The organism is Proteus vulgaris (assembly GCF_023100685.1).
GTDB lineage: Bacteria > Pseudomonadota > Gammaproteobacteria > Enterobacterales > Enterobacteriaceae > Proteus.
The window spans coordinates 4,187,627-4,200,849 of the sequence record NZ_CP090064.1; the positions used below are offsets into that span (position 1 = coordinate 4,187,627).

A 13,223-nucleotide genomic window follows, 5' to 3' on the forward strand; every position below is an offset into this window, starting at 1 on the left:
AAACCCACTACATTAAATCTTGATACGTTCCTAGCTGATAACCTCTTTCCAAAATGGCATGCTTTAAAGCGCGATCCGTTAACACTTCCAACTCTGTTAAACGCTGAAAACAATAACCACTTGCACGCAATGGATTATCGACAAAAGCAGGATGTGTCATCACTTCAATAGAGTGCTCATGACGCGCTTTTGATTCATCAAGTACCTTTAAAAATAAAGCTTGAGTGATTTCATCACCATAAAATTGACTATCAAAACCATCACTACTTATCACACCTTGGGTATCAATCCCTTCTTTTTGTGCTAACGGTCTATCAACCCGCATTGGTAATGACTTTTCTTTGGCAAACTCCGCCACAATAGGAAAAATTTGCTTAAACATATGCACATGGTGGTGACTATCAATATGGTCGGGAGCACAACCAAAGATCTCAATAAAACGCTGATATTGTGCGTTAAGCTCAACACGAATTTCATCAAGCGGTAAATTACCCTCTTCCGCCATTTGCCACACCCATTTCCCTAATACACCTTCACGTGTTAAAGAAGGTAAAGGAGACAGTGGTTTACCCATCGTCAAAGTAAAATGAAGCCCAACACCTAAGCCAGGCAACTCATGACGCAATTGTGCTGCGTGTTCAATTCCCTCAGCATTGACAAGTGCCGTTGTTGAGCTAACAACACCATGGCGAAAACACTCTGCAATACCGTAATTTTGGCCTTTACTAAGCCCAAAATCATCCGCATTCACAATCAATAAACCAGCCATTCTGTCTCCTTATCACTTATATTTATCTGCCGACAATTAATGAGAGGCTTTTTCTAACTCAGCAATTGCTTTAGCAAAATGAGGTAGATGTGCTTTATGTGCTAATAACATTTCACGTGTAAGCACCTCTGCATCTTTGTCGGAAAGTACTAATGGCGTTAAATTCATCGCTAATAAAGCGTCATTTAGTTCACCGCTAATAGCCGCCTTACTGGCGGCAATTTCAAAGGCTTTAATGGTATGAATTAATCCCATTACCTTTTCATCAAAATGTGTTAAACGAGGATGAGGTTTAGCACCCTCTCGACCTAAAATTGCAGTCACTTCAATTGACCAATCTGCGGGAATATTATCAATATGACCATGATGTGGAATATTCACATAATGCTCAGCTTGTTTATCATTATAAATAGCATTAATCACTTCACAGGCCGCATCAGAATAATAGGCACCACCACGTAATTCCAACTCTTTCGGTTTGATATTTAAATCAGGATCTTTATACAATTCAAACAATTGTTTCTCGACTTTCTGCACTACTTTAGCGCGAGCTCCACCCTTGTAGTATTCACCCATTTCTATAGCCAACATCTCTTTTTGCTTAAAGTAATAAAGCAAATAAGAACACGGCAACATATTAAGAGAACGGATTAGCCCTTCACTAAAAGGTAAATCGAAAATATTTTTCACCGAGCCTGCGGTTAATGTTCCTGAAGCCACACCATCCAATAATTCAGGAAAACGGGATTGGCCATTTACAATGACATCTTTAATAAACACCATATGATTTAAACCAAATAAATCAATGGAGAGTTCATCTTTATCTGTTAACTTAAGAACATCTGTAATAAACATCTTCATGCCAATTGGGATATTACAAACCCCAATAAATTTCTTAAAGTTGGTATGACGATAAACCGCTTCAGTCACCATGCCCGCTGGATTGGTAAAATTAATGATCCACGCATCAGGGCAAATTTCTTCAACATCTTTAATAATATCGAAAATAACAGGGATCGTGCGTAGCCCTTTAAATAGCCCGCCCGCACCATTAGTTTCTTGTCCTAAATAGCCGTGACTTAACGGGATCGACTCATCAAGCTCTCTTGCTTTCAATTGACCAACACGCAATTGTGTTGTGACAAAATCAGCATCTTTTAACGCTTCACGGCGATTAAGGGTTTTATAAACGGTTAAAGGAATACCCGCTTTTTTTACCATGCGTTGGCAAAGCTCAAAAATAATATCAAGCTTCTCTTTTCCTTCTTCTACATCCACCAGCCATAATTCAGTGATTGGTAATTCATGATAACGCTTAATAAAACCTTCTAACAATTCAGGCGTATAACTGCTTCCACCACCAATGGTAACGATTTTTAATTTATGACTCATAAAATACTCCCATACAGCACAATAATGCTGTTATTTGTGTATTAATGGCGAAATTAAGACGTAAAGAGCCCTGAAAAAAATAAGCTTATTTTCTTCTTTCTCTCTATTTCAAATAAAATCAATCTTTATTATTGATTAATTTTTTACGCTTAATAATGAATTAGTTTGTTTCTTTAATACTGCACAAATTTTTTCGATAACTATTTGGCGTCAATGATGTTATTTTCTTAAATGTCTTAATAAACAGACTTGGGCTACTATAGCCAGAATCAAAAGCAATATCGGTTATCGAATAATTTGTTATTTCTAACTGTTTTTTCGCAAAATTAATTCTAATATCATGAATAATTTGCATAGGCGTTTTATCGTAATAACGCCGTGTTGCCCGTGTTAAATACTCTTGTGATTTTCCTGATAACATCACCATATTAACCAATGCATTTTCACCAAACTTTTGTTTGTCATGCATCTCGCTTACAGTGTCTCTTAGCCATAAAGGAATATCATCTTCAATACGATTATCTCGATGGTGTCGTAACCTGTTCACCACATTAAAGGTGACAATTTCAATAAATTCATTAAATTCCGTATGGCGAAAATTCAAAGAGCCAATAACAGATTCAATATAGGAAAGAAATTCATTTTTTAATTCATAAACTTGTGAAGCGATAAAATAAGCAGGTAATAACGAGAGGTAATGTTTATCAAAAAAAGCTTTACTAATTCCCACATTTAAAATGCGTGTTGCACCAAAATCATAAAAACTCTGATGGTGAGAGCCTATGGGAATAAAAACAAAATCACCACGCTCTAATAAAACCTTTTTTCCATTAATCTCTTGATAATAACGCCCTGTTAAAACAATGGTGAATTCATAATAATCATGTTGATGCAATCCGCTGACACTTTCTGTTTTATTATAAATAAAGACATGAAAATTTTTGCCATTAAATAGCTGATCTTCATAGACCATACGTATTTCGCTTTGTGCTCTCAATGACTCCACCACAGTATTCACCTTATTTTATCTTTTCATGTAACTCGATTAATTCTGTCACTAATTCTCTAGCTAACATTGAAGTCATTAAATGATCTTGTGCATGGACTAAAACTAAACTGACTTTCGTTTTCCCGATACCTTGGTCATCACCAATTAAACGTGTCTGTATTTTATGGGCTTCATTTAATGCTTCGCGAGATTGCTCCATTAACTTTCTAGCGCCTTCAAAATCGCCTTCTTTGGCTTTTTTTAAAGCGCCATAGGCTACGCTGCGTGCTTGGCCTGAATTAATGATAAGACCCATGATTATCTCTTCAAATTCATCTTCTGTAGCACTGCTATCAACGGCATTTTCAATATCTAACATGGTATATCCTCTTTGACTCTAAAAAGTGCAGAGAAACCTCTGCACTCCTTTTTCTATGACTTAAAATTTCAATGCATTGGCAATATCCTCTTCACTCTCTTCTTTCTCAATTTCAGTTTGTGCTTTGTTTGAGATGATAACGAAAGGAAGATAAATCAGTGTTGCTACACCCAAGTTAAACAGCGCTAATAACAGTGCTGCGATACTACCGTTAGTATTAAAGAATGCACCTAATCCCGTTGGCATCGTCCATGGCGCTATATTTGTTACCGGTGGGATTATCCCTAAGTAATAAGCCGTCACAGTAATTGCAGCAAGAATAGGTTGAATAAGAATAAAAGGAATAAACATCACTGGATTCATAATCACAGGTAAACCAAAAATAATCGGCTCATTAATTTGGAATAAACCTGCTGGCAATGCCAGTTTAGCAACTTGGCGATGATCCGCACGACGAGATGCGATAAAGATTGCAATAATAAGTCCCAGTGTTGCCCCTGTACCGCCTAAGAAGATAAAGGAGTCTAACATTGGTTTTGCCCAGAGATGGAACGTCTTACCTGCGGCTAAAGCGGCTTCTACTGAACCGTATTCAGTATAAATAGAAACGTTTTCTAATGCCCATGGTGTCATGATACCACTATCAAGTGCTGCAAGTGCCAGTGAACCATGAATACCAAAGAACCACAGTAGAGAGGTAAAAATAACGTATGCCCAACCTACAACAGAACCCATTGATGCTAATGGTGTTGAGATAGAGTCTAAAATAATTTGATGGAAGTTTGTTTCATACGTCGCTAATCCCCACGAAATAATCCCCATAATTGATAAGATAATAAAACCGGGAATTAACGCAGAGAAAGAACGTGAAACAGAAGCAGGGACACTATCAGGTAATCGAATAACCCAATTACGACGCACAATAAAGGTAAACATTTCAGCCACAACAAGACCAATAATGATACCTGAAATAATATTTGCCCCACCAAGCCAATTAGCGCCAACAGCATAAGCGCCAGCCGCATTGTAAGGTGTTACCGTCATAAAGGCAGCAATAGAGAGTAAGCCTGCCGCAATCGGATCAACTTTTCGCTCTTCTGCTAATGCCATTCCGATAAAGAATGGCGCCATCAACGACATTATGCCTAATGTACCGTTATAGACGTTCCCCCCAATAGCTTTAAAACCATTGAGTGTTTCTATTGTTGACGCATCAAGGCGGATACCTAGAGAATAAAAAAAGGAGCCATCACCAAAACTAAGAAAAACGTTATTGATAAGTACAAACATTGCCCCTGCAAGGGTTAACGGCATTAAACGAATAAAGCCATTTTTAATCGCATTAACGTGAGGTTGCTTTCCAATTTTAACCGCAAAAGGAAGGAGTACCTTTTCAAGTGAACCAATGAACTTACTCATAGAAAAATACCCTTTAAATGCCGCTAATTGCTCGGCTTGCTGAAAAATTCGCTCTTTGACTGGAATAAAAAATTAAATAATAAAAAATAAAATTAATTTGTTGTTGCAGATGCTTTTTTAATAGAGGCGACAGCGGCTTTTAACACGCCTAAGCCATCTACTTTTCCATATAACAGAGAATCGATCACTTCGACCGGTTTATTCGGGAGTAATTTTTGAATATCAGGTAACATCCAGCTAATTTGTGGACCCAGCAAAATCAGATCCGCATCCTGCCCTTTTTGTGCAGCTAAAGTTTCAGGAAAAGCTTCAATGACCACAGGCACATCATATTTCTCTGCTTGTGCTCGCATTTTGGTCACGAGAAGGGATGTTGACATGCCAGCAGAACAAAATAAGTAAATATATTTCTTTTGCATAAAACCCTCTTGAGTTGGCAACGATTTACCCTAGAGATAACAAGGCTTTCTCTTGTGCATTCATTACTGTGTCAGTACAGAAACCGAAGTAAGATTAAAATAAGGATTGTTTCTGCTTGAATGAAGTATACGCAATGATACTAGTTAACGATATTTCTTACAGGTTAAGAATTGTCTCTCCTTGACCTGCTCTTTTGACACTCTTCACAAATTGAGCAAATAATCTTAAGAGTTCTTTCACGTCACAAAATTTGTTCTCTATTTTCCTTTAATGATCTCTCGCAAAATTTCGCCATTTTAGTCAAGTTAACCCTTTATTATTATGAGAATGTGAATTAGTATCATTACTCTTTATACTTTTGATGGTATTATCATCTTCTTTGTGGATCGACATTTAAGCCACTGCTGTAAAGATCCGTCTTATTTCGTGTTGCAACAATATGGGAAAGAGAATGTTTAAAAAGTCATTAAGCCCACTGTTTTTACTGCTTTCTTCACTTGTTATCGCTGGTTGTGATAACGCTCAAGACACATCAACAGCACAATCAGCAGAGAAACAAACTCTCACGATTGAACATTTTCAAGGGACAACTGAAATCCCAGCTCACCCACAGAAAGTGGTTGTGATGAATATGGAAACCCTTGATATTATTGATGCATTAGGTGCTCCTATTGTTGGTCTGCCACAAACTAATGTTCATTTACCTAAATTCTTAGAAAAATACACCAATCCGAACGACTACATCAATGAAGGTGCGTTATTCGAGCCAAACTATGAAAAGCTCAGCACAACAGCGCCTGATTTAATTTTAAGTGGTAGCCGAGCTCGCGATGCATATGCAAAATTAAGTGAAATTGCGCCTGCGATTTCAATGGATATCGACCCTAAACGTTTTGTCGAAAGCCTTGCTGAACGCACAACAACATTAGGTCAAATTTTTGGCAAAGAAGAGCAAGCCAAAAAATTACTGGCTGATTTCAATAGTAAAATTGATACTGTAAAAGCCAAAACACCGGATGCTGGTAAAGCGATGGTTGTGTTAGTCAGTGGTGGTAAAATATCAGCGTATGGCCCAGGCTCTCGCTTTGGCTTTATCTATGATGTATTAGGTTTTGAACCTGCTTATGTTTTTGATAGCCCAGGTTCACACGGCAACATCGTCAACTCTGAATTACTGTTAAAACTTAACCCAGACTGGATGTTTGTTATCGACCGTGACGCTGCAATTGGTCGTGAAGATTCACAACCTGCACAACAAGTCCTTGATAATGCGCTGGTCAGAAAAGTAAATGCTTGGAATAAAGACCAAGTTATCTATCTTGATGCAAGCTCTATTTATATTTCTGGCGGGATCCAAACTTACTCTCGTTTAATGGATACTATCAATCAAGCGCTGGATCAAAAAAAATAAAGTAACTGAATGAAAACGTTCCATTTATCATTGGGGATAGGACTTGTTGCTATCCTCTCAATGATCAGTCTATTTGTCGGCGCAGGAGATATTACTCCTGCTTCGCTTTTTTCTGATCCCGATATGCGTGATATCTTCTTTATCAGTCGTGTTCCAAGAACCCTGTCATTATTACTCGCCGGTGGTGCCATTAGTGTTGCAGGCTTAATTATGCAACTGCTAACCCAGAATCGTTTTGTCGAACCCTCTCTTGCGGGAACCACTCAATCTGCAAGCCTTGGATTATTAGTCGTTATGCTGCTCTTTCCTGCGGCTGGCATCTTTACCAAAATGTTGGTAGCGACCGTTTTCGCCCTGCTTGGTACTTTATTATTTATGTTGCTTCTGCAAAGGATCACCTTAAAAACGACATTAATAGTGCCTTTAGTGGGGATTATGCTTAGCGCTGTTATCGGTGCGTTGACTATCTTTTTAGCAGTTTATTTCGATTTATTGCAATCTTTAGACGCATGGACAAGTGGCGATTTTTCAAGTGTATTACAAGGCCGCTATGAGCTTTTATGGCTTGTCGGTGTGCTTGCGCTAATGGCATGTTGGGTTGCTGATAGCTTTACTGTGGCTGGAATGGGACGTGAATTCTCCATTAATGTGGGACTTAATTACCGTAAAGTGATGATCATTGGATTATCCATTATTGCACTGATTAGTGGTGTTGTTGTGTCTGTTGTTGGGGCATTACCTTTCCTTGGCTTGATTGTCCCCAATCTAGTGAGCTTAGTGATGGGTGATAATATTCGTAAAACCATTCCGTGGGTTTGCTTGAGTGGTGGTGCGATTGTTTTATTGTGTGATGTAATTGGCCGACTTATTCGCTACCCATTTGAAATTCCTGCCAGTGTTATTTTAGGCGCTGTGGGTGCCGTTATTTTCCTTTTTTTACTACTAAAGCAGCAACGTTATGCAAAAAGTTAATTCAGCCATAATTAGCAAATGTACTGGCGCTGCCGAACATAAGAAAATGCGCCTTTCGCCCATGTCTCGTATCTGGTTATTATTAGGGGCATCGTTATTATCTATTGTGTTATTTATGACGATAAACCTAAACGGCAATATCTCTTATATTCTGACTCACCGTGCCTACATTATTCTCACCATGATTGTGGTGGCGTTTGCAGCTGGTGTGTCGACGATTCTGTTTCAAACCATTGCTAACAACCGTATTTTGACTCCTTCATTAATGGGTTTAGAAGCTCTGTTTGTGTTACTACAAACCGTGTTTGTCTTTTTTGAAGGCGATATGCCCGCGTCATGGATGTTGAACTTATCAAAATTCTTTTTAGAATCAACATTATTGGTGCTATTTTCGGTTGTACTTTATCGTTGGTTGTTTAGCTCAGTACGTTTTAACATCAATTTAGTCCTGATGATTGGGATTATCTTAGGTACGTTATTTCGTAGTTCAGCCACACTATTACAACGTTTGATGGACCCTAATGAATTCTCCATTTTACAAGGTCGCATGTTTGCCACCTTCACCCGTGCAACCCCTGATCTTATCTTTTGCGCTTTAGCCATTATCGTTGTCGTCGGTATTTTACTTTGGCGGATGCGCTATAGTTTTGATGTAATGGCATTAGGCCAAGCGAATGCGATTAACCTTGGTATTAATTACCGCAAGCAAACCACTTATATTTTATTACTGATTTCTGTCTTAGTGGCTGTTTCGACCGCTTTAGTCGGTCCATTAACCTTCTTAGGTTTAATTGTCGCTAACCTTGCTTACCATATCAGTGGCAGTAGCCAACACCGTTTCTTAATGCCTGTTGCCTTTTTACTGGGTACTATCGCCTTAATTGGTGGGCAATTAGTTTTAGAATATGGTTTAAAAATGACAGGAACACTTTCTGTTGTGATTGAGTTTGTCGGCGGGATGTTCTTTATCTACTTGGTGTTAAGAAGACTTTAATATGATTGAAATCAACAAAATATCAAAGCATTATCAAGATATAACCGTTCTCGATAATATTACAACAACAATTCAACGTGGCGGTATTACTTCGATCATTGGTCCTAATGGTGCAGGTAAATCCACACTACTTTCTGTTATTGGACGTTTATTAATTCCTGAAAGTGGCATGGTCAGTGTTAACGGCATGGATGTTGCTGCAACAGATAGCGATGTGCTGGCAAAAAACCTCTCAATACTGCGCCAAGAAAATCAGTTCGTCAGTCGTTTAACCGTAGAAGAATTAGTTGGCTTTGGGCGTTATCCTTACAGCAAAGGCCGTTTAACGCTCAATGATAAAAAAGTCATTGATGAGTCATTAGCTTTTTTAAATCTAACTGAATTTCGTCATCGCTATCTAGATGAGTTATCGGGTGGGCAACGTCAACGTACCTATGTTGCGATGGTGCTATGCCAAGATACAGAATATGTCATGCTTGATGAGCCACTGAATAATCTTGATATGAAACATGCGGTAATAATGATGAAACTTCTGCGAAAAGCCGCAAATGAATTAGGAAAAACCATTATTATCGTTATTCATGATATCAATTTTGCCTCTGTTTACTCTGACTATATTTTAGCCATGCGTAATGGACAACTGTATTATCACGGCTCACCCAAAGAGATCATGAAAGCAGACATTATCGAAGATATTTTCGACACCCCCGTTGACGTTAAAGAGATCGACAATAAGCTAATTGCTATGTATTACTAATTCTATTTAGCCCAATTATCGTCAATAAAAAGCATATTGTTCTTCTCATTAACAACATGCTTTTTTATTGCCTCTTCCCTTGCTGAAGTAACTCAGAATCAATATCTTCAAAAATGGATTGCCACTCATCGTCATCAATATCCATTAGCCCAAAATAACGCAGTAAAAAAGTACCTTCTGTCGCCAAAAAAGCCAGTCTTGCACGTTTTCCAGCCTCCGTTGTTGTATCTAACCCTGTCAATCGCTGTTGATACCACTCTTTTGTACTTTGTAAATATTCTGGCGTCTGTAGCAATGCCGCCATCAAACTCGCGCCTTTGGCAAAAGAGACTTTATCGTGATGATGTGTTGCACGGATATGTGCAGTAACACGATTATCAGGAGAATTATCCTTTTCAACTATCTTGTTAAATTGGGTTTCATAACTCTCTTCCCAGAAATCAAACATCGCATCAATCATCGCTTCTTTACTACTAAAACAGTATTGAACGCCCCCTTTTGAGATCCCCATTTTTTTTGCAACAGTATCAATCGTTAACGCTGCGGCACCTTGTTCCATCACGATATCGAAGATCGCTTCTAATAATTTTTCTCTATCAATAGTTCTTTGACGTCCCATAAAAAAACCTCTTTTCAATACGGTCGTATGGATTTATATTATAGCCGCTAGTAAAAATAATACACATAAAAATAACTGAGATTTCTATGATAAAAGATTATAAACGTTGGATAGTATTACTTTTGGTATCTAGTATGCTGTTTCTCATCGTTGTTGATGTAACTGTGCTTTATACCGCATTGCCACGTTTAACTCATGATTTAAACGCCAGTGCATCAGAAAAATTATGGATAATGAATGCTTACCCGTTAATTGTTGCTGGATTACTCCCTGCAGCGGGTATGCTCACAGACCGGATCGGCCATAAAACACTCTTTATTTGTGGGTTACCGCTATTCGCTCTCGCTTCTTTGTGTGCAGCTTTTTCTCCCACCGCAACGACCTTAATTGCATCTCGTGGTTTTTTAGCGGTAGGTGCAGCAATGAGTATGCCAGCTACCCTGTCGATAGTACGACAAGTCTTTAGCGACTCACAAGAGCGCGCTATTGCGATTGGTATTTGGTCTGCGGTTGCCTCTGGCGGTGCGGCTTTGGGGCCTTTAATTGGTGGGATGTTGCTTGAACATTTTTGGTGGGGTTCTGTCTTCTTAATTAACGTCCCTATTGTTCTTTTGGTATTACCATTCTCTATTTGGCTTATTCCTAAGTTTGCTGGACATGGTAACCATAAAATTGATTATTTAAGCTCAGCACTGATCCTAGTAGGTTTAATCAGCGCTATTTATGCTTTAAAAGAACTAGGAAAACCTTATACACAGTGGAATGAAGTCACTATTACAGGTGTAATTGCGGTAATTTTTCTTACGCTATTTTCCTTGCGCCAGCGTAAACAAACTCACCCGATGATTGATTTTGGGTTATTTAAAAACCGCTTTTTTAGTATCGGGATTTTGATGGCTGTGCTTTCTATGGTGATCATTGTGGGTATTGAATTGCTACTTAGTCAGCGTTTACAGCTTGTTGCGGGTTTTACCCCTTTAAATGCAGCATTAGTGATCTTACCTATTCCAATTGGCTCTGTGTTGGCATCCCCTTTAGCGGGCTATTTTTTAACACGGCTAGGGGAAATTCGCCTGATCATCAGCGGATTTCTACTCACTCTAGTGGGAAATCTGTGGTTAATTGCCGTTTACCAAACAACATCGCCAATGGTGTTAATCGGTAGTCTATTCTTAATCGGTTTTGGTTTAGGTGTTATTTTTACCACCGCATCGACATCCATTATGTTAAGTGTTGCTGATAAACAAGCGGGAATGGCAGCCTCCATTGAAGACGTTGCTTATGAGCTTGGGAGCGTGATTGGGGTGACATTTATGGGCAGTTTGATGAGTACCGTGTACACCTTAAAGCTAATACTACCTGATTCATTAGCTATCAACGATGCTGTCTATGACAGTTTAGACGAAGCCCTGATTGTGGCAGAAAAGTTGCCAAATGACGTAGCTTCTCTTGTGATATCTCAGGCAAATTTAGCCTTTGAAAATGCCTTTTTCGTGGTATTAGTTGCTACCGCAATTATTACAGCATTAAGTCTTTTTATATTGCCATTTATATTGCGCAATAAGCGTTTATATTAATTTTAAGCGATACCTTTTCAGGCTGATATATTTTATCGCACTGAAAAGGTATCGCTATGATCTAATTTGAAATATTTAAAACGCGACTAATTTCTCCAGATGCTAATAAGCAATCTAAACTTTGTAAATTTGTCTCAATAACATTATTAATATATTCAATGTTAGATTGATGAATATCTCCCTCAGCGTTCAATACATCAATCAATGGTCTTGTTCCTAAACTTTTGTATTGTAATAAATAAAGATCCCTCGTTTTTTCTGCTGTTTGTATTTTTTCTTTTTGTGAATTCATCATAGATAAATTACCCGTTACTTGAGATAACGCGACATTTAATTGCTGCTTTGTATTAATCGCTATTGTTTCATATTGATATTGGCTAGCGAGTAATTCATTAGCGGCTTGGGACATTTTTGAATATTTACTGCCCCCTTCAAATAAAGGGATATCCACGTTAAGCTTAATCTCTCTTCTATCAGGATCATAATCAACATTATCATTTTTATTGATATTTGTTCGATAGTTACCTTCCAAATAAATTGTTGGGAAATTATCTAATCGCGCATATTCCATATTTTTCTTTGCAAGTTCATGATCATATTTAGCAAGTAACATATCGGTTGATTCTGCTCCATGATCTGCATATTGATAGCAAATATTAGAAAGATGAGCATCAGTAATTAAAGGGATTTGAGAATAGCTCACCGCATTATTTGTGTAATTTTGTAATAATGCATTCCAGCGCGCTTGCTGTGTTTTATAGCTATAAAGCAATGCTTGTGCTGAAACAAGTTTATTTTTACTTTGTACATAGTCAGCTTGTGTAGAGGCTCCTAATGAAGAACGGCTCATCGCTAATTGCTCTATCTCACTAAAACCTTCCACTTGTAATTGTGCAATATTAACTAAATTATTATAAAGAGAAGTATAGAAGTAAGCTTGTGAGACTTGATAAATCAGATCTTGCTGGCTTTTTAAAGAAACTATTTTTTCTCGTGCAAAAGAAATTTCTGCAGAATCCACCTTTGTAGATGTTTTCCCAAAGTCATACACCATTTGTCTAATGGTAAAACGAACATCCGAACCTTTATTATTATTTCCATACCGATCTTTATTTTCATAGAGCTTGTTATCCATTCCTACACTGACTTGTGGAAAATAATCTGCCCGCGATCCATCAACCATATCTTGAGCCGCTCTTGCTAAATATTCACTATTTCGTAATGATGGATGCCAATTTAACGCTAATTCCACCACAGAAGACAGCGACTGTTTCTCAATACCTGTTTCCGCTTTTTGCATTGGTTGTAATACATTAGATTGAGCATCAGCAACGCTCATTGATTTTGTAACACCCTGAGATAAAAAACGTTTAGAAGGCTCTACCTCCTTATGGATATCCACAATATCTAGAGTAAAAGAGTTAACTGGTTCAGTTTGTAATGTTGCATTCGCTTGTTGTATACCACTGCCACCTAATGACAAAACTGACCCTATTAGTAAAACAGTATGTTTGATTTTTTTCATT

13 protein-coding genes are annotated in these 13,223 nt (G+C 38.0%); 5 read left to right on the plus strand and 8 right to left on the minus strand.

The window, feature by feature from the left end; all coding sequences use genetic code 11:
- Positions 1-7 precede the first annotated feature (7 nt).
- The 6 genes from chbG to LW139_RS19810 all read right to left on the minus strand — a co-directional run bounded on the left by chbG (position 8) and on the right by LW139_RS19810 (position 5,366).
- Positions 8-769: a chitin disaccharide deacetylase gene (gene chbG, locus LW139_RS19785; protein WP_109409025.1), complete on the minus strand. Its 762-nt coding sequence runs from the start codon at positions 767-769 to the stop codon at positions 8-10.
- Positions 770-805: 36 nt separating this feature from the next.
- Positions 806-2,161, minus strand: a complete 1,356-nt coding sequence (locus LW139_RS19790) for a 6-phospho-beta-glucosidase (RefSeq protein ID WP_166539164.1) — start codon at positions 2,159-2,161, stop codon at positions 806-808.
- A 160-nt stretch (positions 2,162-2,321) separates the two neighbouring features.
- The gene (gene chbR / locus LW139_RS19795; protein WP_208105084.1) at positions 2,322-3,134 is read right to left on the minus strand and encodes a transcriptional regulator ChbR; all 813 of its coding nucleotides are present in this window, start codon (positions 3,132-3,134) and stop codon (positions 2,322-2,324) included.
- Positions 3,135-3,180: 46 nt separating this feature from the next.
- Positions 3,181-3,528: a PTS N,N'-diacetylchitobiose transporter subunit IIA gene (chbA, locus tag LW139_RS19800; protein WP_072068898.1), complete on the minus strand. Its 348-nt coding sequence runs from the start codon at positions 3,526-3,528 to the stop codon at positions 3,181-3,183.
- A gap of 60 nt (positions 3,529-3,588) precedes the next feature.
- Positions 3,589-4,947, minus strand: a complete 1,359-nt coding sequence (gene chbC, locus LW139_RS19805; protein WP_109409028.1) for a PTS N,N'-diacetylchitobiose transporter subunit IIC — start codon at positions 4,945-4,947, stop codon at positions 3,589-3,591.
- Between the two features lie 92 nt (positions 4,948-5,039).
- Positions 5,040-5,366 carry a PTS sugar transporter subunit IIB gene (locus LW139_RS19810; protein WP_072068900.1) on the minus strand — a complete coding sequence of 109 codons (327 nt, stop codon included), beginning with the start codon at positions 5,364-5,366 and terminating at the stop codon, positions 5,040-5,042.
- A 452-nt stretch (positions 5,367-5,818) separates the two neighbouring features.
- Between LW139_RS19810 and LW139_RS19815 the strand changes: the two genes are divergently transcribed.
- Genes LW139_RS19815 through LW139_RS19830 form a run of 4 tightly spaced genes read left to right on the plus strand, consistent with a single transcriptional unit; the run spans position 5,819 to position 9,501 of the window.
- Positions 5,819-6,778 carry a siderophore ABC transporter substrate-binding protein gene (locus LW139_RS19815; protein ID WP_109409029.1) on the plus strand — a complete coding sequence of 320 codons (960 nt, stop codon included), beginning with the start codon at positions 5,819-5,821 and terminating at the stop codon, positions 6,776-6,778.
- 9 nt (positions 6,779-6,787) lie between these two features.
- On the plus strand, positions 6,788-7,750 hold the full coding sequence (locus tag LW139_RS19820) for an ABC transporter permease (RefSeq protein ID WP_072068902.1): 963 nt from the start codon (positions 6,788-6,790) through the stop codon (positions 7,748-7,750).
- Complete coding sequence (locus LW139_RS19825; RefSeq protein WP_109409031.1) at positions 7,737-8,744, plus strand: iron chelate uptake ABC transporter family permease subunit; 1,008 nt, start codon at positions 7,737-7,739, stop codon at positions 8,742-8,744. Before LW139_RS19820 ends, LW139_RS19825 begins: the two co-directional genes overlap by 14 nt.
- A 1-nt stretch (position 8,745) precedes the next feature.
- Entirely contained in the window at positions 8,746-9,501 is a 756-nt protein-coding gene (locus tag LW139_RS19830; protein WP_227336177.1) for an iron ABC transporter ATP-binding protein, read from the plus strand.
- A 64-nt stretch (positions 9,502-9,565) separates the two neighbouring features.
- On the opposite strand, the gene LW139_RS19835 is transcribed toward LW139_RS19830, so the two are convergent.
- A complete protein-coding gene (locus LW139_RS19835; protein WP_166539167.1) occupies positions 9,566-10,120 on the minus strand; it encodes a TetR/AcrR family transcriptional regulator in 555 nt (184 codons plus the stop codon).
- Positions 10,121-10,206: 86 nt separating this feature from the next.
- Between LW139_RS19835 and LW139_RS19840 the strand changes: the two genes are divergently transcribed.
- On the plus strand, positions 10,207-11,697 hold the full coding sequence (locus tag LW139_RS19840; RefSeq protein ID WP_166539168.1) for an MFS transporter: 1,491 nt from the start codon (positions 10,207-10,209) through the stop codon (positions 11,695-11,697).
- A 61-nt stretch (positions 11,698-11,758) separates the two neighbouring features.
- Here LW139_RS19840 and LW139_RS19845 read toward each other — a convergent pair whose 3' ends face one another.
- The gene (locus LW139_RS19845) at positions 11,759-13,222 is read right to left on the minus strand and encodes a TolC family protein (RefSeq protein ID WP_166539169.1); all 1,464 of its coding nucleotides are present in this window, start codon (positions 13,220-13,222) and stop codon (positions 11,759-11,761) included.
- Position 13,223: the final 1 nt, after the last annotated feature.